19 protein-coding genes are annotated in these 20600 nt (G+C 70.8%); 15 read left to right on the top strand and 4 right to left on the bottom strand.

Going from position 1 to position 20600, the window contains the following annotated elements; all coding sequences use genetic code 11:
- Window positions 1-16: 16 nt before the first annotated feature.
- Both I2W78_RS09825 and I2W78_RS09820 read left to right on the top strand, forming a co-directional pair.
- Window positions 17-826, top strand: a complete 810-nt coding sequence (locus I2W78_RS09825) for a GH12 family glycosyl hydrolase domain-containing protein (protein ID WP_196458761.1) — start codon at window positions 17-19, stop codon at window positions 824-826.
- 111 nt (window positions 827-937) lie between these two features.
- On the top strand, window positions 938-2872 hold the full coding sequence (locus tag I2W78_RS09820; protein WP_196458759.1) for an acyl-CoA dehydrogenase family protein: 1935 nt from the start codon (window positions 938-940) through the stop codon (window positions 2870-2872).
- A 14-nt stretch (window positions 2873-2886) separates the two neighbouring features.
- Here I2W78_RS09820 and I2W78_RS09815 read toward each other — a convergent pair whose 3' ends face one another.
- Window positions 2887-3342, bottom strand: a complete 456-nt coding sequence (locus I2W78_RS09815) for a lamin tail domain-containing protein (protein WP_196458758.1) — start codon at window positions 3340-3342, stop codon at window positions 2887-2889.
- Window positions 3343-3555: 213 nt separating this feature from the next.
- Between I2W78_RS09815 and dxr the strand changes: the two genes are divergently transcribed.
- The 6 genes from dxr (at window position 3556) to I2W78_RS09785 (ending at window position 10964) form a co-directional block, all read left to right on the top strand.
- Window positions 3556-4851 carry a 1-deoxy-D-xylulose-5-phosphate reductoisomerase gene (gene dxr, locus I2W78_RS09810; protein ID WP_196458756.1) on the top strand — a complete coding sequence of 432 codons (1296 nt, stop codon included), beginning with the start codon at window positions 3556-3558 and terminating at the stop codon, window positions 4849-4851.
- A gap of 8 nt (window positions 4852-4859) precedes the next feature.
- The gene (locus tag I2W78_RS09805) at window positions 4860-6152 is read left to right on the top strand and encodes a M50 family metallopeptidase (protein WP_196464491.1); all 1293 of its coding nucleotides are present in this window, start codon (window positions 4860-4862) and stop codon (window positions 6150-6152) included.
- Window positions 6153-6321: 169 nt separating this feature from the next.
- Entirely contained in the window at window positions 6322-7479 is a 1158-nt protein-coding gene (gene ispG, locus I2W78_RS09800) for a flavodoxin-dependent (E)-4-hydroxy-3-methylbut-2-enyl-diphosphate synthase (RefSeq protein ID WP_196458753.1), read from the top strand.
- Between the two features lie 215 nt (window positions 7480-7694).
- Window positions 7695-8543: a GNAT family N-acetyltransferase gene (locus I2W78_RS09795; protein WP_196458751.1), complete on the top strand. Its 849-nt coding sequence runs from the start codon at window positions 7695-7697 to the stop codon at window positions 8541-8543.
- Window positions 8544-8648: 105 nt separating this feature from the next.
- Window positions 8649-9182 (top strand): GNAT family N-acetyltransferase, encoded by a 534-nt coding sequence (locus I2W78_RS09790; RefSeq protein WP_196458749.1) that lies wholly within the window; start codon window positions 8649-8651, stop codon window positions 9180-9182.
- A 72-nt stretch (window positions 9183-9254) separates the two neighbouring features.
- The gene (locus I2W78_RS09785) at window positions 9255-10964 is read left to right on the top strand and encodes a proline--tRNA ligase (protein WP_196458747.1); all 1710 of its coding nucleotides are present in this window, start codon (window positions 9255-9257) and stop codon (window positions 10962-10964) included.
- Between the two features lie 109 nt (window positions 10965-11073).
- Here the strand turns inward: I2W78_RS09785 and I2W78_RS09780 are convergent, their stop codons facing one another.
- The 3 genes from I2W78_RS09780 to I2W78_RS09770 all read right to left on the bottom strand — a co-directional run bounded on the left by I2W78_RS09780 (window position 11074) and on the right by I2W78_RS09770 (window position 13167).
- Entirely contained in the window at window positions 11074-11967 is an 894-nt protein-coding gene (locus tag I2W78_RS09780) for an aminoglycoside phosphotransferase family protein (protein ID WP_196458745.1), read from the bottom strand.
- Between the two features lie 27 nt (window positions 11968-11994).
- Window positions 11995-12459, bottom strand: a complete 465-nt coding sequence (locus I2W78_RS09775) for a ferritin-like domain-containing protein (protein WP_196458743.1) — start codon at window positions 12457-12459, stop codon at window positions 11995-11997.
- Window positions 12460-12567: 108 nt separating this feature from the next.
- Complete coding sequence (locus tag I2W78_RS09770; RefSeq protein WP_196458741.1) at window positions 12568-13167, bottom strand: hypothetical protein; 600 nt, start codon at window positions 13165-13167, stop codon at window positions 12568-12570.
- Window positions 13168-13362: 195 nt separating this feature from the next.
- Between I2W78_RS09770 and rimP the strand changes: the two genes are divergently transcribed.
- The 7 genes from rimP to truB all read left to right on the top strand — a co-directional run bounded on the left by rimP (window position 13363) and on the right by truB (window position 20325).
- Window positions 13363-13881: a ribosome maturation factor RimP gene (rimP, locus tag I2W78_RS09765; RefSeq protein ID WP_196458739.1), complete on the top strand. Its 519-nt coding sequence runs from the start codon at window positions 13363-13365 to the stop codon at window positions 13879-13881.
- 2 nt (window positions 13882-13883) lie between these two features.
- Entirely contained in the window at window positions 13884-14870 is a 987-nt protein-coding gene (gene nusA / locus I2W78_RS09760) for a transcription termination factor NusA (RefSeq protein WP_196458737.1), read from the top strand.
- Between the two features lie 102 nt (window positions 14871-14972).
- Window positions 14973-15269, top strand: a complete 297-nt coding sequence (locus I2W78_RS09755) for a YlxR family protein (protein ID WP_196458735.1) — start codon at window positions 14973-14975, stop codon at window positions 15267-15269.
- A gap of 149 nt (window positions 15270-15418) precedes the next feature.
- Entirely contained in the window at window positions 15419-18490 is a 3072-nt protein-coding gene (gene infB / locus I2W78_RS09750; protein WP_196458733.1) for a translation initiation factor IF-2, read from the top strand.
- Between the two features lie 152 nt (window positions 18491-18642).
- On the top strand, window positions 18643-18936 hold the full coding sequence (locus I2W78_RS09745; RefSeq protein ID WP_141311128.1) for a DUF503 domain-containing protein: 294 nt from the start codon (window positions 18643-18645) through the stop codon (window positions 18934-18936).
- A 40-nt stretch (window positions 18937-18976) separates the two neighbouring features.
- Window positions 18977-19423 carry a 30S ribosome-binding factor RbfA gene (gene rbfA, locus I2W78_RS09740; RefSeq protein ID WP_196458731.1) on the top strand — a complete coding sequence of 149 codons (447 nt, stop codon included), beginning with the start codon at window positions 18977-18979 and terminating at the stop codon, window positions 19421-19423.
- Entirely contained in the window at window positions 19420-20325 is a 906-nt protein-coding gene (gene truB, locus I2W78_RS09735; RefSeq protein ID WP_196458729.1) for a tRNA pseudouridine(55) synthase TruB, read from the top strand. Before rbfA ends, truB begins: the two co-directional genes overlap by 4 nt.
- Window positions 20326-20600: the final 275 nt, after the last annotated feature.

Raw genomic sequence — 20600 nt, 5'->3', positions numbered from 1 at the left:
CCGGGAAGGACCCCCCATGCAACACCGCAGACCCCGCCTGTCCGCGAAGGCGAAGGCGCTGGTCGCCGCCTCGGTCGCGCTCGCGGCCGCCGCCGGCGTCACCGTCGCTCAGGCGGGCGAGTCGAGCAAGAGGTGCACCGCCTTCGACACCATCACGCTCGGCAAGTACTACGTGAACAACAACCTCTGGGGCCAGGACAAGGGTGTCGGCAGCCAGTGCGTCTGGGACAACTCGGCGTCCGGGAACACGATCTCCTGGGGCACGGACTACAGCTGGGCCAACAGCGCCACCGGCAAGGACCACGACGTGAAGTCGTACGCCAGTACGGTCCTCGGCTGGCACTGGGGCTGGAAGACCGACCGGGCGGCCACCGAACTCCCCATCCGCGTCGGCGACCGCAAGCCCGTCCGCACCACCTGGGAGTTCTCGGTCGGCGCCGACCCGGGCACCATGAACGTCGCCTACGACCTGTGGCTGCACACCAAGAACACCGCGGACTGGCAGGACCAGCCCACCGACGAAATCATGATCTGGCTCAACCGCCAGGGCGGCGCGGGCCCCCTCGGCACCAAGTACGGCAGCGTGAGCCTCGGCGGCGCCATGTGGGACATCTACCAGGGCGACATCGGCTGGAAGGTCTTCTCGTTCGTCCGCCGCACCAACACCACCAAGGCCACCCTCAACCTCGACGACTTCACCCAGGCACTCGTCCGGCGCAAGCTCCTCGGCAACGACAAATTCGTCTCCGGGATCGAGGCCGGCACCGAGGTCTTCAAGGGCAAAGGACGCCTCGACACCCGGGCCTACTCCGTCGACATCGGCTGAAGGGCTGCGCGCGGGGTGGTGGCCGAGCCCGGGATCGGGTACATACGAACGGGTAGCACCCGTCGGTAACCAAAACGGACCTTGATCCCTATTCGCGGCGAGGTGAGCCTCATGTCCGCAGCTCCCACCACCCGACCCGTCGTCACCGAACGTGAGGCCCGCCAGGTGGCGGAGGCGGCCCGGGAACAGGATTGGCGCAAGCCCAGCTTCGCCAAGGAACTGTTCCTCGGGCGCTTCCGCCTCGACCTCATCCATCCCCACCCCCTGCCCCCCGACGAGGACGCCCAGCGCGGCGAGGAGTTCCTCACCAAGCTGCGCGACTTCTGCGAGACGAAGATCGACTCCGCCCGCATCGAGCGGGACGCGCGGATCCCCGACGAGGTGATCGACGGGCTGAAGGAGCTAGGCGCCTTCGGCATGAAGATCGACACGAAGTACGGCGGCCTGGGCCTGACGCAGGTGTACTACAACAAGGCCCTCGCCCTGGTCGGCTCCGCCAACCCGGCCATCGGCGCACTGCTGAGCGCCCATCAGTCGATCGGCGTACCGCAGCCGCTGAAGATCTTCGGCACCCAGGAGCAGAAGGACACCTTCCTGCCGCGCTGCGCCCGCACCGACATCTCCGCCTTCCTGCTGACCGAACCGGACGTCGGCTCCGACCCGGCCCGGCTCGCCACCACCGCCGTCCCGGACGGCGACGACTACGTCCTCGACGGCGTGAAGCTCTGGACGACCAACGGCGTCGTCGCCGACCTCCTGGTCGTGATGGCCCGCGTGCCGAAGTCCGAGGGCCACAAGGGCGGCATCACCGCGTTCGTCGTGGAGGCGACCTCGGAGGGCATCACCGTCGAGAACCGCAACGCCTTCATGGGCCTGCGCGGCCTGGAGAACGGCGTCACACGCTTCCACCAGGTCCGCGTCCCGGCCGCCAACCGGATCGGCCCCGAGGGCGCGGGCCTGAAGATCGCCCTCACCACCCTCAACACGGGCCGGCTGTCGCTGCCCGCGATGTGCGTGGGCGCCGGAAAGTGGTGTCTGAAGATCGCCCGGGAGTGGTCGGGCGCCCGGGAGCAGTGGGGCAAGCCGGTCGCGCTGCACGAGGCGGTCGGCTCGAAGATCGCGTTCATCGCGGCCACGACCTTCGCCCTGGAGGCCGTACTGGACCTGTCGTCCCAGATGGCCGACGAGGACCGCAACGACATCCGCATCGAGGCCGCCCTCGCCAAGCTGTACGGTTCCGAGATGGCCTGGCTGATGGCCGACGAACTGGTCCAGATCCGCGGCGGCCGCGGCTTCGAGACCGCCGAGTCGCTGCGCGAGCGCGGGGAGCGTGCGGTGCCCGCCGAGCAGATCCTGCGGGACCTGCGGATCAACCGCATCTTCGAGGGCTCGACCGAGATCATGCACCTGCTGATCGCCCGCGAGGCGGTCGACGCCCACCTGTCGGTCGCCGGTGATCTGATCGACCCCGACAAGTCCCTGCAGGACAAGGCGAAGGCGGGCGCGCAGGCCGGTGTCTTCTACGCCAAGTGGCTGCCCAAGCTGGTGGCCGGAGCGGGCCAGCTCCCGTCGTCGTACGGGGAGTTCAAGCACGGCATCGATCTCTCGCCGCATCTGCGGTACGTCGAGCGCACCTCCCGCAAGCTGGCCCGGTCCACGTTCTACGCCATGTCCCGCTGGCAGGGCCGGATGGAGACCAAGCAGGGCTTCCTGGGCCGGATCGTGGACATCGGGGCCGAACTGTTCGCAATGAGCGCGGCCTGCGTCCGCGCCGAACTCCTGCGCAGCCGGGGCGGGCACGGCCGCGAGGCCTACCAACTCGCCGACATCTTCTGCCGCCAGGCCCGCATCCGGGTCGACGAGCTCTTCGGCCGGCTGTGGACCAACACCGACGACCTCGACCGCAAGGTGGTCAAGAACGTTCTGGCCGGCAGCTACGAGTGGCTGGAGCAGGGGATCGTCGACCCCTCGGGCGACGGACCGTGGATCGCTGACGCAACTCCCGGCCCGTCGCTGAAGGAGAACGTGCACCGACCCATCAGGTGAGGGTCAGGCGCGCGTCAGCACCACTTGTCGCTCGGGTCCCGCGTCGTCCAGGAGCAGGAGTCGACCTTGGCCCCGTTGGCCTTGGTCAGCGTCGCCGTGTCGCTGGTGTTGTTCCAGACGTACCAGCCGCGGTCCTGGTACTTGTTCGACGCGGAGTCCCGTCCGGTGCCGGTGCGCACCTTCATGGTCTTGCCGGCCCCGATCTTCACGTTCGGGAAGACGTACTTGTGGTTCGCCTTGTCCTTGAGCACCCAGCCCTTCAGCGAGATCGCCGAGCGGCTGGTGTTCTTGATCTCCACCCACTCGGCGTTGAGGCTGGAGTTCGAGCCGTTGTCCGAGCCCGGGCTGTCGAACCAGACGTGCCGGATGACGACACCGCCGGCCGCCTGGGCCGGGGTGCTGAGAACGGTGCCGGTGAGAGCCACGGCGCCCGCGAGCGCGGGCAGGGCGAGAGCGGCGCGTATGCGCATGGAGAAATCCCCCCAGGATGTCGTCCAGTGACCGGTGACTTCCGGCCAGGCATGAAGTGTTATCACATGATCTTCACGCCAGCTTCACAGATGGGGAAACCGGGTCCATCCGGCCGCGAACGGACGTGTCGAACGGACGTGTAGAAACGAGCAGGCACCCGCGCGAGGGACACCCCGCTCCGGCCGGACATTCGTTGCGGCAACAATGGGGGCATGAGCGACAGCCCAGCCCCCCGAGGGCCCCGCGCCCTCGCCGACCCGCACCTCGTCTACGACCCGGTGCCGGGCAACGGTCCGAAGGACGTCGTGATCCTCGGCTCCACCGGGTCGATCGGCACGCAGGCCATCGACCTCGTCCTGCGCAACCCGGACCGCTTCCGCGTCACCGGCCTGTCCGCCAACGGCGGCCGGGTAGGCCTCCTCGCCGAGCAGGCCTACCGGCTCCGGGTCCCGACCGTCGCCGTGGCCCGCGAGGACGTCGTCCCGGCGCTGCGGGAGGCGCTGAGCGCGCAGTACGACGCGGGAGAGCCGCTCCCCGAGATCCTCGCCGGACCGGACGCGGCCACCCAGCTCGCCGCCTCCGACTGCCACACCGTGCTGAACGGCATCACGGGCTCCATCGGCCTCGCCCCGACCCTCGCCGCCCTGGAGGCGGGCCGCACCCTCGCGCTCGCCAACAAGGAGTCGCTCATCGTGGGCGGCCCGCTGGTCAAGGCGCTCGCCGAGCCCGGCCAGATCATCCCGGTCGACTCCGAGCATGCGGCGCTCTTCCAGTCGCTCGCCGCGGGCACCCGCGCGGACGTGCGCAAACTCGTCGTCACCGCGTCCGGCGGCCCCTTCCGCGGCCGGACGAAGGCGGAGCTGTCGAACGTCACCGTCGAGGACGCCCTCGCCCACCCCACCTGGGCCATGGGACCAGTGATCACGATCAACTCCGCGACCCTCGTCAACAAGGGCCTGGAGGTCATCGAGGCACACCTGCTGTACGACATTCCCTTCGAACGCATTGAGGTGGTCGTGCATCCGCAGTCGTATGTCCACTCGATGGTTGAGTTCACGGACGGATCCACGATCGCCCAGGCGACGCCCCCGGACATGCGCGGGCCCATCGCCATCGGCCTCGGCTGGCCCGAACGCGTCCCCGACGCGGCACCCGCCTTCGACTGGAGCACGGCGTCGACCTGGGAGTTCTTCCCCCTCGACACCGACGCCTTCCCGTCGGTCGGCCTCGCCCGGCACGTCGGAGAGCTCGCGGGCACCGCTCCGGCGGTGTTCAATGCCGCCAACGAGGAGTGCGTGGACGCGTTCCTCCAGGGCACGCTGCCGTTCAACGGGATCATGGAGACGGTCACCCGGGTCGTCGACGAACACGGCACTCCCGGCACGGGAACCTCACTCACCGTGTCGGACGTCCTCGAAGCGGAGACCTGGGCCCGCGCGCGGGCCCGTGAACTGACGGCACAGACCGGACATACGGCACAGACAGCCACCGCGGAGGCGCGTGCATGACGACCCTGATGATGATCCTCGGCATAGTCGTCTTCGCGGTCGGCCTGCTGATCTCGATCGCGTGGCACGAGCTGGGGCATCTGTCCACCGCCAAGCTCTTCGGCATCCGCGTCCCGCAGTACATGGTCGGCTTCGGCCCGACGCTGTTCTCGCGCACCAAGGGCGAGACCGAGTACGGCATCAAGGCCATCCCGCTCGGCGGCTACATCCGCATGATCGGCATGTTCCCGCCCGGCCCCGACGGCCGCGTGGAGGCCCGCTCGACCTCGCCCTGGCGCGGCATGATCGAGGACGCCCGCTCGGCCGCCTTCGAGGAGCTGCGCCCCGGCGACGAGACCCGCATGTTCTACACGCGCAAGCCGTGGAAGCGGGTCATCGTGATGTTCGCGGGCCCGTTCATGAACCTGATCCTGGCGGTCGCCCTCTTCCTCATCGTGCTGATGGGCTTCGGCATCTCCCAGCAGACCACCACGGTCAGCTCGGTCTCCCAGTGCGTGATCGCCCAGAGCGAGAACCGCGACAAGTGCACCTCGGCCGACCAGCCCTCCCCGGCCGCCGCGGCAGGCCTGAAGGCCGGCGACAGGATCGTCGCCTTCAACGGCGTCAGGACCGACGAGTGGAACGAACTCTCCGACCTGATCCGCGCCAACCCCGGCAAGGAGGTGCCGATCGTCGTCGACCGCAAGGGCGAGGAAGTCACCCTGCACGCGAAGATCGCCACCAACCAGGTCGCCAAGAAGGACTCCGGCGGCCAGATCGTCCAGGGCGAGTACGTCAACGCCGGCTTCCTCGGCTTCAGCGCCGCCACCGGCATCGTCCGGCAGGACTTCGACGAGTCCCTGGTGTGGATGGGCGACCGCGTCGGTGAGGCCGTCGACTCCCTCGCCGCACTGCCCGGCAAGATCCCGGCCCTGTGGAACGCCGCCTTCGACGGCGCCGAGCGCGAACCCGACTCCCCGATGGGCGTGGTCGGCGCGGCCCGCGTCGGCGGCGAGATCTTCACCCTCGACATCCCGCCCACCCAGCAGCTGGCGATGGCTCTGATGCTGGTGGCCGGTTTCAACCTCTCCCTGTTCCTGTTCAACATGCTCCCGCTGCTGCCGCTCGACGGCGGCCACATCGCGGGCGCGCTGTGGGAGTCGCTGCGGCGGAACGTGGCGAAGGTGCTGCGCCGGCCCGACCCGGGCCCCTTCGACGTGGCGAAGCTGATGCCCGTCGCCTACGTGGTGGCCGGGATCTTCATCTGCTTCACGATCCTGGTGCTCATCGCCGACGTGGTTAACCCGGTGAGAATCTCCTAGTCATACGGAGTTGGCGACGGCCCGGCATCGTGTATGCCGGGCCGTCTTCCATCGAGTGGGTTTACCGGGCGGGATGTGCTGACGCACAGGCCCGTGCCGTAATCTCGAAGCCTGGAGCCCGCTGCTGACGGGACCGGACCTTGATCCACGACTTGGGGTTGCACAGCAGATGACTGCGATTTCTCTCGGCATGCCGTCCGTTCCGACCAAGCTCGCCGAGCGCCGGAAGAGCCGGCAGATCCAGGTCGGCTCGGTGCCGGTGGGCGGGGACGCGCCGGTCTCGGTCCAGTCCATGACCACGACCCGTACGTCGGACGTCGGCGCCACCCTCCAGCAGATCGCCGAGCTGACCGCCTCCGGCTGCCAGATCGTCCGTGTGGCCTGCCCCACCCAGGACGACGCCGACGCCCTCGCGACCATCGCCCGCAAGTCGCAGATCCCCGTCATCGCCGACATCCACTTCCAGCCGAAGTACGTCTTCGCCGCGATCGAGGCGGGCTGCGCCGCGGTCCGGGTGAACCCCGGCAACATCAAGCAGTTCGACGACAAGGTCAAGGAGATCGCCAAGGCCGCCAAGGAGCACGGCACCCCGATCCGCATCGGCGTGAACGCCGGCTCCCTGGACCGGCGCCTGCTGCAGAAGTACGGCAAGGCGACGCCGGAGGCCCTGGTCGAGTCGGCCCTGTGGGAGGCCTCGCTCTTCGAGGAGCACGACTTCCGGGACATCAAGATCTCCGTCAAGCACAACGACCCGGTCGTGATGATCGAGGCGTACCGCCAGCTCGCCGCGCAGTGCGACTACCCGCTGCACCTCGGCGTCACCGAGGCCGGTCCCGCGTTCCAGGGCACGATCAAGTCGGCGGTCGCCTTCGGCGCCCTGCTCAGCGAGGGCATCGGCGACACCATCCGCGTCTCCCTGTCGGCGCCGCCCGTCGAGGAGGTCAAGGTCGGCATCCAGATCCTGGAGTCGCTGAACCTCCGGCAGCGCGGCCTGGAGATCGTCTCCTGCCCGTCCTGCGGCCGCGCCCAGGTCGACGTCTACAAGCTGGCCGAGGAGGTCACGGCCGGCCTCACCGGCATGGAGGTCCCGCTCCGCGTCGCCGTCATGGGCTGCGTCGTCAACGGCCCCGGCGAGGCCCGCGAGGCCGACCTCGGCGTCGCCTCCGGCAACGGCAAGGGCCAGATCTTCGTCAAGGGCGAGGTCATCAAGACCGTCCCGGAGTCCAAGATCGTCGAAACCCTCATCGAGGAGGCCATGAAGCTGGCCGAACAGATGGAGGCGGACGGGGCGGAGTCGGGCGAGCCGTCGGTTTCGGTGGCGGGCTGAACAACGCCCCAAAGGGGCGCGGGGCTGTACCAATGTGCGGCTCCGCCGCGTGGGCGCGACCAGCCACACGAAACCCGCACCCGCCCAGTCACAGGAACCACCCGAGTCAGTGGGCGCCCACCCAAAAACGGGCGGCACCTCACGCGGGGCGGCATGGCCAAGCTTCCGCAGGTACAGTGCGGAGATCAGCAGACCCCACCCGTGAGGCCCCGCCCGTGTTGACCCAGACCACCTCCCGGGTCCTCGAACCGAGCGACCTGGACGCCGCGCTCGCCGTCCTCGACCGCGAGCCGGTGGCCAACGCCTTCGTCACCTCACGGGTCCAGGTCGCCGGCCTCGACCCGTGGCGGCTCGGCGGCGAGATGTGGGGCTGGTACGAGGACGGCATGCTGACCTCCCTCTGCTACGCGGGCGCCAACCTCGTCCCCATCTGCGCCACGCCCCGCGCCATCCGCGCCTTCGCCGACCGCGCCCGCCGGGCCGGCCGCCGCTGCTCCTCCGTGGTCGGCCCCGCCGAGCCCACCGCCGAACTCTGGCGGCTCCTCGAACCCCACTGGGGCCCCGCCCGCGAGGTCCGCGCCCACCAGCCCCTCATGGTCACCGACCGCATGCCCGCCGACATCGCCCCGGACCCCTACGTCCGCCGCGTCCGCAAGGACGAGATGGAGACGATCATGCCGGCCTGCGTGGCGATGTTCACCGAGGAGGTCGGCGTCTCCCCCCTGGCCGGCGACGGCGGCCTCCTCTACCAGGCCCGCGTCGCCGAACTCGTCGGCTCCGGCCGCTCCTTCGCCCGCCTCGACGACCACGGCAAGGTCGTCTTCAAGGCGGAGATCGGCGCCGCGACGGACCGGGCCTGCCAGATCCAGGGCGTCTGGGTGGCCCCGGAGTACCGGGGGAAGGGCCTGGCGGCCCCGGGCATGGCAGCGGTCCTCCGCTACGCACTCGCGGACGTCGCCCCCGTCGTCAGCCTGTACGTCAACGACTTCAACACCGCGGCAAGGCGGACGTACCGACGAGTCGGCTTCCAGGAGGTCGGCGCGTTCATGAGCGTCCTTTTCTAGCGGGCGCCGGGGCCAACGCCGAGAAGGGGCGCGGGGAACCGCGTGACCAGCCAGATCCACCCGGCACCCGGCAAACAAGCGAAACCCCCCTGTAGGCTCCCCGTCATGCTTCGCGACATCGTGATCGGCCCCCTGGATCTCCCCTCTCACGTCGACGAAGCCCTCGCAGTCCAAGCCGCAGCCTTCGGCCTGGGCCCCGACGAAGTAGCCGTCCGCCGCCAGATCGTCCTGCGCCACATGAGCTACCCCGGCGCCAGAGCCCTCGGCGCGACGGCACAGGGCCACCTGGTCGGCTTCGTCTACGGCATGCCCAACGACCGCACCCACTGGTGGTCCACCGTCGTCGAGCCCTACCTCCGCGCCCAGGGCCACGACCACTGGCTCGACAACTCCTTCGTGATCACCGAGCTGCACGTCCACCCCCGCTACCAGAAACGCGGCATCGGCCGGGCCCTCATCACCGCGATCACCGACACGGCGACCGAACCCCGCTCCATCCTCTCGGCGATCGACACCGACAGCCCCGCCCGCGGCCTCTACCACTCCCTCGGCTACCAGGACCTCGCCCGCCAGGTCCACTTCCCCAGCGCCCCCAAGCCGTACGCCGTCATGGGCGCCCCGCTGCCCCTGCGCCGTTAACCGATTTCCACCGTCCCGTACCACCCGGCTAACCTCCTGCCATAACCCAAACCCGGCAGGAGTACGAGAACCATGGCGAACGCACCGGTCCAGCGCATGTCCCAGTTGATGGCGAAGACGCTGCGCGACGACCCGGCGGACGCCGAGGTCCTCAGCCACAAGCTGCTCGTCCGCGCCGGCTACGTCCGCCGCACCGCCGCCGGCATCTGGTCCTGGCTGCCGCTGGGCAAGCGGGTCCTCGCCAACGTGGAGCGCGTCGTCCGCGAGGAGATGGACGCGATCGGCGCCCAGGAAGTGCTGCTCCCCGCGCTGCTGCCGCGTGAGCCGTACGACGCGACCGGCCGCTGGGACGAGTACGGCCAGGAGCTGTTCCGGCTGAAGGACCGCAAGGGCGGCGACTACCTTCTCGGCCCGACCCACGAGGAGATCTTCACCCTGCTGGTGAAGGACCAGGCGTCCTCCTACAAGGACCTGCCGGTGATCCTCTACCAGATCCAGAGCAAGTTCCGGGACGAGGCCCGCCCGCGCGCGGGCATCCTGCGCGGCCGGGAGTTCCTGATGAAGGACTCCTACTCCTTCGACCTCGCCGACGAGGGCCTCGCCGAGTCGTACGCCCTGCACCGCAAGGCGTACCAGAGGATCTTCGAGCGCCTCGGCCTCGACTACCGCATCTGCGCCGCGACCGCCGGCGCGATGGGCGGCTCCAAGTCGGAGGAGTTCCTCGCCCCGGCCGAGGCCGGCGAGGACACCTTCGCCGACTGCCCGAACTGCGACTTCGCCGCCAACACCGAGGCGATCACCTACGAGCTGAAGCCGGTGGACGCCTCCGACGTACCCGCCGCCGAGGACATCCCGACCCCGGACACCCCGACCATCGAGACCCTCGCCGCCTCCCTCGGCGTCCCGGCCTCCGCCACCCTGAAGAACCTCCTCGTCAAGGTGGCCGGTGAGATCGTCGCCGTCGGCGTGCCCGGCGACCGCGAGGTCGACATGGACAAGGTCGAGGCGCACTTCGCCCCGGCCACCGTCGAGATGGTCACCGAGGCCGATTTCGCGGACCGCCCGGACCTGGTCCGTGGCTACGTCGGCCCGCAGGGCCTGGGTGAGAAGGTCAAGTACATCGCCGACCCGCGCGTGGCCCCCGGCACCGGCTGGATCACGGGCGCCAACAAGGAGCACACGCACGCGAAGAACGTCGTCGCGGGCCGTGACTTCGAGGTCGACGAGTACGTGGACGTCGTGGTGGTGCAGGAGGGCGACCCCTGCCCGAAGTGCGGCACCGGCCTCAAGCTGGACCGGGCCATCGAGATCGGCCACATCTTCCAGCTGGGCCGCAAGTACGCCGACGCCCTCAAGCTCGACGTCCTCGGCCAGAACGGCAAGCCGGTCCGCGTGACCATGGGCTCGTACGGCGTCGGCGTCTCCCGCGCGGTCGCCGCGCTCGCCGAGCAGACCGCCGACGACAAGGGCCTGTGCTGGCCCAAGGAGGTCGCCCCGGCCGACGTGCACGTCGTCGCGGCCGGCAAGGCCCTGCAGACCGAGCTGGCCCTGGAGGTCTCCGACAAGCTGGCGGCGGCCGGTGTGCGCGTCCTGGTGGACGACCGCGCGGGCGTCTCCCCGGGTGTGAAGTTCACCGACGCGGAGCTGATCGGCGTACCGCAGATCCTGGTGGCCGGGCGGCGCGCGGGCGAGGGCGTGGTCGAGCTCAAGGACCGTCGCACCGGTGAGCGCGAGGAGCTGCCGGTCGACGAGGCGATCGCCCGCCTGACGGCCACATCCTGACGGATCGTCGAGCCGACCGGCTCAACTCGTCCGGCGTTTGAGGACGAGGCCGTTCAGGCCGAAGCCGGGGTCCGGGGGCAGCAGCCCCCAGGGCCTCGGCCGCAGCGCCCTACAACCACGTGGCGAACTCCAGCAGCAGCTCCGCGTCCTTCAGTCGCCCCACCCGCCGTGCCCGGGCGCCCGACTCCACGGCCCGGAACAGCGTCCAGCCGCGCAGCCGCTCCTGGTCCACGTCCAGCGACTCCGCGAGGCGCCTCACCCGCCGCCGGGTCGTCGCGGCGCCCGACGGCGCGGCGATCAGGTCCTCCACCCGGTCCCGGACGAGGCGCGCCAGGTCGAAGGCGCACTCGCCGACCACCGGGTCGGGACCGACTGCCAGCCACGGCATCCGGTCCCCGGCGAGCACCTTGCTCTGCCGGAACGTGCCGTGCAGCAACCGATGTTCCGGCGGCGCCGCCAGCAGCTCCTCACGCGCGGTGAGCGCCGCGTCCACCAGCGGGACGAGGTCCGCGTCCGCGCTCGCCCGCATCGCCTCGGCCTGCCGCCCGGTCCGCCCGGCCACGGTCTCGATGGGATGCCCCTCCGGCGGCTCCACCCACAGCTTCCGCAGTGTGCCCGCCGCCTCCAGCAGCGCCTTCGCCTCCGGCAGCGACCGCACCGACACCTCCGGATGCAGCCGCTCCAGCAGCAGCGCACCGTCCTCGGCGGCAGGTTCGAGCAGCTGTACGGCGCCCAGGCCGTTCCAGTGCGCCAGCGCGGCCCGCTCGCTCTCCGGGCGGGCCCGGGGCGGGGCCAGCTTCAGCACCGCGGGCGTGCCGTCCGCCCGCCGCACCAGCAGCACCAGGCTGCTCCGCCCGCCCGGCACCTGTACCCGTTCCACGGTCAACTCGCGTAGAGCAACGGCCTGTTGCGCCGCCTCGGGCAGCTTCTCCAGCCAGTCGTCACCGTGCGGCGCCGTCTCACCGAGCGCCCTGACCAGACGCTGCGGCGGTTCGAAAGCCATACGCGAGGTGTCCCCTTCCAGTACGCGTTACGCCGAGGGTGTCGCCGACGCCGAGGCGGCGCCGGCCCGCTCGGCGAGCCCAGGGAAGGCTACGCTCCGGCCGCGCCAGCGCACCGCCCGCACCGCCGCTTCGCGCAGCGCGGCCGCAGCCAGGCCCCGCCGCTCGTCGCCGGCCGCCCGCACCAGGTCGGAGTACACCCCGGCCACGCGTTCCTCCAACTCGGCGGCGAGTCGTACGGCCGTCTCCGGGTCCGTCACCGGGAACGGCAGCGCGTACCCGGCGGCCGCGGCCACCGGCTCGGCGCCCAGCGCACGCACCTCGCGCCCCAGCGCGTCCCGCCGCGCCCGATGGGCGTCGTACGCCGCCCGCGCCTCCGTGCGCCGCTGCTCACCGATCCGCCCGCCGACCACGCCGTAGCCGTACACCGCGGCATGCTCGGCCGCCAGCGCCGCCTGCAGGGCCCGCAGCTCCTCGTGGTTCGCCTCGCTCATGCTGTGCCTTCACTCTCCGTGGACGCATGCGGATGCGCCGTTCTGGCGGCTGCCGACGCCGTCCGCAGGGCGTGCAGCTCCTCGTCCTTCGCCTCGCTCATGCCTTGCTCATGCCTTGCTCTCACCCTCCGTGAGCAGATACGCGTGCGCCGCCCCGGCGGCCGCCACCGACGCCAGCAGTCGCGCCAGCTCGCCCGGCACGTCGAGCAGGGCCTTGGCCCGCCGGTCTGCGAGCGTTCGCTCGGCGGCGGCCAGCTCGGCGAGGGCGGCCTGCTCGCCGGCGGGGACTTCTGGGGAGGCCTGCGCGGTGGCCGGGGCCGAGGCGGTGGGGTTGGCCTGCGCGGTGGCCGGAGCCGAGGCACTGGGGGAGGCCTGCGCGGTGGCCGGGGCCGAAGCGGTCGGCGAGGCCTTCGTCGGGACGCCCCCGAAGGCCTCCGCGTGCCGCACCGCCGCGTCCCGAAGCGGCCGCAACCGCTCCACGAGCCCCGGAAAAGCGACCATCACGGCGTCGTACCGTGCGATCAGCCCGTCGCTGTCCCGGGCCGCACGCGCGCGTGCCCGGTCGGCGGCCGACGGGCTGCCGCCCGTGGTGCCGGAGTCGTCGGGTCCGGCGGAGCAGCCCGCGAGCAGGGCGACGCCCGCGGCCGAGGCGAGCAGGGTCCTTCTGCGCGGCCCCGAGGGCACGCGCGGCGACAGGGAAAACGGCACGGCTGACGTCCTCGAAGACTCGTATGAAACGACTGGGCGGCACGCCCGTGATCACCGTACCCGCGCACGTGTCCGATACCACTCATCGGCACCGCTCCGACCCAGGTGGACGGCATCACCGCCCGGGACCGGATACCCTTTGACCAGACACGCGACCCATCCCACAACAGCACACGCGGCCGAGGAGTCACCCGGATGAGCACCACCCAGAGCGAGAGGCTGCGAGAACTCCTGGAACCGCTCGTCACCTCCCAGGGCCTGGATCTCGAAGAGATCGCGGTGGACTCGGTCGGACGCAAACGTGTGCTGCGCGTCGTCGTCGACTCCGACACCGGAGCGGACCTGGACCGGATCGCCGATGTGAGCCGTGCGCTCTCGGCGAGGCTCGACGAGACGGACGCGATGGGCGAGGGCGAGTACACCCTCGAGGTCGGAACCCCGGGCGCGGAACGCCTCCTCACACAGCACCGGCACTATGTGCGCGCCACCGGCCGGCTGGCCAGATTCCAGCTGGCGGAAGACGGAGAGCTGGTGGCCAGAATCCTCACGGTCGACGACGACGGCGTCGACGTCGAGGTACCCGGGGTCAAGGGGCGCAGGCCCACGGCGCGCAGGCTCACCTTCGACGACATCGCCAAGGCGCGCGTCCAGGTCGAGTTCGGCCGCAAGGAAAAGCAGGACCACAAGGACATGACGGAAGAGGAGGAGGCGTAGCCGTGGACATCGACATGAGCGCCCTGCGGGGCTTGGTGAGGGAGAAGGAGATCTCCTTCGACCTGCTCGTCGAGGCGATCGAGGCGGCCCTCCTCATCGCCTACCACCGCACCGAGGGAAGCCGCCGGCACGCGCGCGTGGAGCTCAACCGGGAGACCGGACATGTGACCGTGTGGGCGAAAGAGGACCCCGAGGACCTCGAAGAGGGCCAGGCGCCCCGCGAGTTCGACGACACACCGTCCGGTTTCGGCCGGATCGCCGCGACCACCGCCAAGCAGGTCATCCTGCAGCGGCTGCGCGACGCCGAGGACGACGCCACGCTCGGCGAGTACGCCGGCCGCGAGGGCGACATCGTCACCGGTGTGGTGCAGCAGGGCCGCGACCCGAAGAACGTGCTCGTCGACATCGGCAAGCTGGAGGCCATCCTGCCCGTGCAGGAGCAGGTGCCCGGCGAGACCTACCCGCACGGGATGCGGCTGCGGTCGTACGTCGTCCGGGTGGCCAAGGGCGTGCGTGGTCCGTCGGTGACCCTGTCCCGTACGCACCCCAATCTGGTGAAGAAGCTGTTCGCGCTGGAGGTGCCGGAGATCGCCGACGGGTCCGTCGAGATCGCCGCCATCGCCCGCGAGGCCGGCCACCGCACCAAGATCGCCGTCCGGTCCACCCGTACGGGCCTGAACGCCAAGGGCGCCTGCATCGGCCCGATGGGCGGGCGGGTGCGCAACGTCATGGCCGAGCTGAACGGTGAGAAGATCGACATCGTCGACTGGTCGGACGACCCGGCCGAGATGGTGGCGAACGCGCTGTCCCCCGCTCGGGTGTCCAAGGTCGAGGTCGTTGACATGACGGCCCGCTCGGCGCGCGTGACGGTGCCCGACTACCAGCTGTCCCTGGCGATCGGCAAGGAAGGGCAGAATGCCCGACTTGCGGCCCGGCTCACCGGCTGGCGGATCGACATCCGTCCGGACACCGAACAGCCGGGGGAATAGATCTCGGCCCCGGGTGGGTTGGATCACGACAGTTATACGCGCTGCAACTGTTCGATCTCTGCCCCAAAGGGGTGAGGTCGTTACGGGGAGGTAGACTTAGGAGTGTCTGGCCGGACGCATGCCCGCGCATGCCCGGAACGCACCTGTCTCGGGTGCCGGGAGCGAGCGGCCAAGACCGAGCTGCTGCGCATCGTGGCGATCAAGGACGCTTGCGTCCCCGATCCTCGCGGTACGCTGCCCGGCCGGGGTGCCTATGTACACCCCGCCTTGGTCTGTCTCGACCAGGCGATACGCCGCCGGGCGTTCACGCGGGCGCTGCGCGCCCCGGGAGCGCTCGACACAAAGGCGTTGCGCCAGTACGTCGAGCGGACAACAGTTGCCGATCAGGCAACACGGTAAGAAACATGCCGTACGGAACCCCCCGTGCGGCCTGGTACCTCGCGAGTCGAAAGCAGGTCGAGATTGCGATGAGCACTCGATGAGTACGCGATGAGTACGCCCATGAACTAGCGACGGTCCGGCCGCAACCCGGACCTCAAAGGAGCGAAGTGGCTAAGGTCCGGGTCTACGAACTCGCCAAGGAGTTCGGTGTCGAGAGCAAGGTCGTCATGGCCAAGCTCCAGGAACTCGGTGAATTCGTCCGATCGGCGTCTTCGACGATCGAGGCGCCCGTAGTACGCAAACTGACTGACGCCTTCCAGCAGGGCGGTGGCAACGGCAAGTCCGCCGCGAAGCCCGCCCCCCGGAAGGCTGCCCCCAAGCCCGCCGCGCCCTCTCCGGCGCAGGCGGCACGTCCGGCTGCCCCGAAGCCGGCCGCCCCCAAGCCCGCCGCTGCCCAGCAGCCCGCGGCCCCGGCGGCGCCCGCCGCTTCGGCGCCCGCGCCGACCCCCGGTCCGCGTCCGACGCCGGGCCCGAAGCCCGCGCCGCGTCCGGCCCCGGCCGCCCCGGAGTTCACCGCTCCGCCGTCGGCCCCGGCCCCGGCCGCCGCGTCCGGTCCCAAGCCGGGCGGCGCCCGTCCCGGTGCCCCCAAGCCCGGTGGCACCCGTCCCGGTGGCCAGGACCGTCAGGGCCAGCGCCCCGGCGGTCAGGGAGCCCGCCCTGCCGCAGGGGCTCCCGCGCCGCGTCCCGGTGCCCGTCCGGCCGGTCCGCGTCCGGGTAACAACCCCTTCACCTCCGGTGGCTCCACCGGCATGGCGCGCCCGCAGGCGCCCCGTCCGCAGGGTCAGCGTCCCGGTGGTGGCCCCGGTGGCCCCGGCGCCGGTCCCCGTCCGCAGGGCCCTGGTGGCCAGGGCGGCGGTCCGCGTCCGCAGGCTCCGGGCGGCTCCCGGCCGAGCCCCGGCTCGATGCCGCGTCCGCAGGGTGGCGCCCCGCGTCCCGGCGGCGGTCCCGCCGGTCCCCGTCCGAACCCCGGCATGATGCCGCAGCGTCCCGCTGCCGGCCCGCGTCCGGGCCCCGGCGGCGGTCGCGGCCCGGCCGGTGCCGGTCGTCCCGGTGGCGGCGGTCGTCCCGGTGGCGGCGGCGGCTTCGCCGGCCGTCCCGGCGGTGGCGGTGGCGCTCGTCCGGGTGGCGGTGGCGGTTTCGCCGGTCGTCCCGGTGGCGGCGGCCCCGGTGGTGGTGGCGGTGGCTTCGGTGGCGGCGGTGGCCGTCCCGGCTTCGGTGGCCGTCCCGGCGGTGGCCCCGGCGGCCGTGGTGGCACGCAGGGTGCCTTCGGGCGTCCCGGCGGCCCCGCGCGTCGTGGCCGCAAGTCGAAGCGGCAGCGCCGTCAGGAGTACGAGGCCATGCAGGCCCCGTCGGTCGGCGGTGTGATGCTGCCTCGCGGCAACGGCGAGACCATTCGCCTGTCGCGCGGTGCCTCGCTCACCGACTTCGCGGAGAAGATCAACGCCAACCCGGCGTCCCTCGTCGCGGTCATGATGAACCTCGGCGAGATGGTCACGGCCACGCAGTCCGTCTCCGACGAGACGCTCCAGCTCCTCGCCGACGAGATGAACTACACGGTTCAGATCGTCAGCCCGGAGGAGGAGGACCGCGAGCTCCTCGAGTCCTTCGACATCGAGTTCGGCGAGGACGAGGGCTCCGAGGAGGACCTGGTCGTCCGTCCGCCGGTCGTGACCGTCATGGGTCACGTCGACCACGGTAAGACCCGCCTGCTCGACGCCATCCGCAAGACCAACGTCATCGCGGGCGAGGCCGGTGGCATCACCCAGCACATCGGTGCCTACCAGGTCGCGACCCAGGTCAACGGCGAGGACCGCGCGATCACCTTCATCGACACCCCGGGTCACGAGGCGTTCACCGCCATGCGTGCCCGCGGTGCGAAGTCGACCGACATCGCGATCCTCGTGGTGGCGGCCAACGACGGTGTGATGCCCCAGACGGTCGAGGCCCTGAACCACGCCAAGGCGGCCGACGTGCCGATCGTGGTCGCGGTCAACAAGATCGACGTCGAGGGCGCGGACCCGACCAAGGTGCGCGGTCAGCTGACCGAGTACGGCCTGGTGGCCGAGGAGTACGGCGGCGAAACCATGTTCGTCGACATCTCCGCCAAGCAGGGCCTGCACATCGACAGCCTGCTGGAGGCGGTCGTGCTGACCGCCGACGCCGCCCTGGACCTGCGGGCCAACCCGAACCAGGACGCGCAGGGCATCGCCATCGAGTCCCGCCTCGACCGCGGCCGCGGTGCCGTGTCGACGGTCCTCGTCCAGCGAGGCACGCTGCGGGTCGGCGACACCATGGTGGTCGGCGACGCGTACGGCCGTGTCCGGGCGATGCTCGACGACACCGGCAGCAACGTCGCCGAGGCCGGCCCGTCCACGCCGGTCCAGGTCCTGGGTCTGACCAACGTCCCGGGTGCCGGCGACAACTTCCTCGTGGTCGAGGAGGACCGTACGGCCCGCCAGATCGCCGAGAAGCGCGCGGCGCGCGAGCGCAACGCGGCCTTCGCCAAGCGCACCCGCAGGGTCTCCCTGGAGGACCTGGACAAGGTGCTCAAGGCCGGCGAGGTCCAGCAGCTCAACCTCATCATCAAGGGTGACGCTTCTGGTTCCGTCGAGGCCCTGGAGTCCTCGCTGCTCCAGCTCGACGTCGGCGAAGAGGTCGACATCCGCGTCCTGCACCGCGGCGTCGGTGCGGTCACGGAGTCCGACATCGACCTGGCGATGGGCTCGGACGCCATCGTGATCGGCTTCAACGTGCGCGCCGCCGGGCGTGCCGCGCAGATGGCCGAGCGCGAGGGCGTGGACGTCCGCTACTACTCGGTCATCTACCAGGCGATCGAGGAGATCGAGGCGGCCCTCAAGGGCATGCTCAAGCCGGAGTTCGAAGAGGTCGAGCTCGGTACGGCGGAGATCCGCGAGGTCTTCCGCTCGTCCAAGCTGGGCAACATCGCGGGTGTGCTCATCCGCTCCGGCGAGGTCCGGCGCAACACCAAGGCGCGCCTCCTCCGCGACGGCAAGGTCATCGCGGAGAACCTCACCATCGAGGGCCTGCGTCGCTTCAAGGACGACGTCACCGAGATCCGCGAAGGGTTCGAGGGCGGTATCAACCTCGGCAACTTCAACGACATCAAGGTCGACGACGTCATCGCGACGTACGAGATGCGCGAGAAGCCGCGGGTGTAACAGCACGTGGTAGGCGGTGGCCGACGGGACATTGCTCCTGTCGGCCACTGCGGTTTGCCCCGGGCAAAACCCGGTCGAGCCCCCGGCAAGGGAGCGGTACGGTTCTTGAGGGCTCCATCGATCCCGTACCGGCGGGTGAACCGGTTACACACATGTATGTGGGGACGCTGTCCTTCGACCTGCTCCTCGGCGACGTACGGTCGCTGAAGGAGAAGCGCTCCGTCGTCCGCCCGATCGTCGCCGAACTCCAGCGGAAGTACGCGGTGAGCGCGGCCGAGGTGGATCACATGGACCTCTACCGCCGGGCCCAGATCGGCCTGGCGGTGGTGTCCGGCGACGCGGCGCACGTCAGCGACGTGCTGGACCGGTGCGAGCGGCTGGTAGCCGGACGCCCCGAGGTGGAACTGCTGTCGGTCAGGCGCCGCTTCCACGGCGACGACGACTGACCCAGAGAACGTAGATCAGGAAAGAACGGGAGACGGACCAGTGGCCGACAACGCGCGTGCCAAGAGGCTGGCGGACCTCATCCGAGAGGTGGTGGCCCAGAAGCTGCAGCGCGGGATCAAGGACCCGCGGCTCGGCTCGCACGTCACCATCACGGACACCCGGGTGACGGGCGACCTGCGGGAGGCGACCGTCTTCTACACCGTGTACGGGGACGAGGAGGAGCGGGCGGCCGCGGCCGCCGGTCTGGAGAGCGCCAAGGGCATCCTGCGCTCCGAGGTCGGCAAGGCGGCCGGTGTGAAGTTCACGCCGACGCTGACCTTCGTCGCCGACGCCCTCCCGGACACCGCCCGGACCATCGAGGACCTCCTCGACAAGGCCCGCCAGTCCGACGAGAAGGTCCGCGAGGCCTCGGCGGGCGCCACCTACGCCGGTGACGCCGACCCGTACAAGAAGCCGGGTGAGGACGAGGACGACACCACCGCATGACCCAGAAGCACACCACGCCCGACGGCCTCGTCATCGTCGACAAGCCGTCGGGCTTCACTTCGCACGACGTGGTCGCCAAGATGCGCGGCATCGCCAGGACGCGCCGCGTCGGCCACGCCGGCACCCTCGACCCGATGGCGACGGGCGTCCTCGTCCTCGGCGTCGAGAAGGCGACCAAGCTCCTCGGCCACCTCGCCCTGACCGAGAAGGAGTACCTGGGCACGATCCGCCTGGGCCAGACGACCGTCACCGACGACGCCGAGGGCGAGGTCACCGGGTCGGTCGACGCCTCGAAGATCACCCGGGACGCCATCGACGCCGGGATCGCCAAACTGACCGGCGACATCATGCAGGTGCCGTCCAAGGTCAGCGCCATCAAGATCAACGGGGTGCGCTCGTACAAGCGGGCCAGGGACGGCGAGGACTTCGACATCCCGGCCAGGCCCGTCACCATCTCGTCGTTCAGCGTGTACGACGTCCGGGACGCCGTCGCCGACGACGGCACCCCCGTGCTCGACCTGGTCGTGTCGGTCGTCTGCTCCTCCGGCACCTACATCCGCGCCCTCGCCCGTGACCTGGGCGCCGACCTGGGCGTCGGCGGCCACCTCACCGCGCTGCGCCGGACGCGCGTCGGGCCGTACAAGATCGACTCGGCCCGCACCCTGGACCAGCTCCAGCAGGAGCTGACCGTGATGCCGATCGCCGAGGCGGCCGCGGCCGCGTTCCCGCGCTGGGACGTGGACGGCAGGCGGGCCCGGCTGCTCACCAATGGCGTGCGGCTCGACATGCCCGACGAGTACACGGGCGCCGGGCCGGTGGCCGTCTTCGATCCCGAGGGCCGCTTCCTCGCGCTCGTGGAAGTCCAGCGGGGCAAGGCCAAGAGCCTCGCCGTCTTCGGCTGACCGCTGCTGAGGCCGACTGCTCCTGAGGCTGACTGCTCCTGAGGCCGACAGCTGCTGACGGCTCGTCATGGCTTGCCCGTGGAGCGGCGGTCACGGGGTCCTGCATTCCCGCCGCTCCACGGTCCCCCCATCGGTTCCCCCACCCCTAGGGTGTATCCAGCGACCCGGGCCCGTTCACCCGCCCAGGCAGGCGCTCGGAGTGAACCAGGGGAGTGCAGGGGGGCGCGTTCGTCACGCGTGCTGTTTCCCTGATCATCCCGCCCCTACCGTCGACG

It is taken from the genome of Streptomyces spinoverrucosus (genome assembly GCF_015712165.1).
In the GTDB taxonomy this organism is placed as follows: Bacteria; Actinomycetota; Actinomycetes; order Streptomycetales; family Streptomycetaceae; genus Streptomyces; species Streptomyces spinoverrucosus_A.
This window is presented reverse-complemented; position numbering and strand designations above follow the sequence as displayed.

Excerpts from the sequence above, each read along its gene's own strand:
- I2W78_RS09785 (WP_196458747.1), top strand. The coding sequence starts at position 9,255 with ATGGCGAACGCACCGGTCCAGCGCATGTCCCAGTTGATGGCGAAGACG.
- I2W78_RS09780 (WP_196458745.1), bottom strand. The coding sequence starts at position 11,967 with ATGGCTTTCGAACCGCCGCAGCGTCTGGTCAGGGCGCTCGGTGAGACG.
- rimP (WP_196458739.1), top strand. The coding sequence starts at position 13,363 with ATGAGCACCACCCAGAGCGAGAGGCTGCGAGAACTCCTGGAACCGCTC.
- I2W78_RS09825 (WP_196458761.1), top strand. The coding sequence starts at position 17 with ATGCAACACCGCAGACCCCGCCTGTCCGCGAAGGCGAAGGCGCTGGTC.
- I2W78_RS09775 (WP_196458743.1), bottom strand. The coding sequence starts at position 12,459 with ATGAGCGAGGCGAACCACGAGGAGCTGCGGGCCCTGCAGGCGGCGCTG.
- I2W78_RS09820 (WP_196458759.1), top strand. The coding sequence starts at position 938 with ATGTCCGCAGCTCCCACCACCCGACCCGTCGTCACCGAACGTGAGGCC.
- ispG (WP_196458753.1), top strand. The coding sequence starts at position 6,322 with ATGACTGCGATTTCTCTCGGCATGCCGTCCGTTCCGACCAAGCTCGCC.
- dxr (WP_196458756.1), top strand. The coding sequence starts at position 3,556 with ATGAGCGACAGCCCAGCCCCCCGAGGGCCCCGCGCCCTCGCCGACCCG.
- I2W78_RS09745 (WP_141311128.1), top strand. The coding sequence starts at position 18,643 with ATGTATGTGGGGACGCTGTCCTTCGACCTGCTCCTCGGCGACGTACGG.
- truB (WP_196458729.1), top strand. The coding sequence starts at position 19,420 with ATGACCCAGAAGCACACCACGCCCGACGGCCTCGTCATCGTCGACAAG.
- I2W78_RS09790 (WP_196458749.1), top strand. The coding sequence starts at position 8,649 with ATGCTTCGCGACATCGTGATCGGCCCCCTGGATCTCCCCTCTCACGTC.
- I2W78_RS09815 (WP_196458758.1), bottom strand. The coding sequence starts at position 3,342 with ATGCGCATACGCGCCGCTCTCGCCCTGCCCGCGCTCGCGGGCGCCGTG.
- I2W78_RS09805 (WP_196464491.1), top strand. The coding sequence starts at position 4,860 with ATGATGATCCTCGGCATAGTCGTCTTCGCGGTCGGCCTGCTGATCTCG.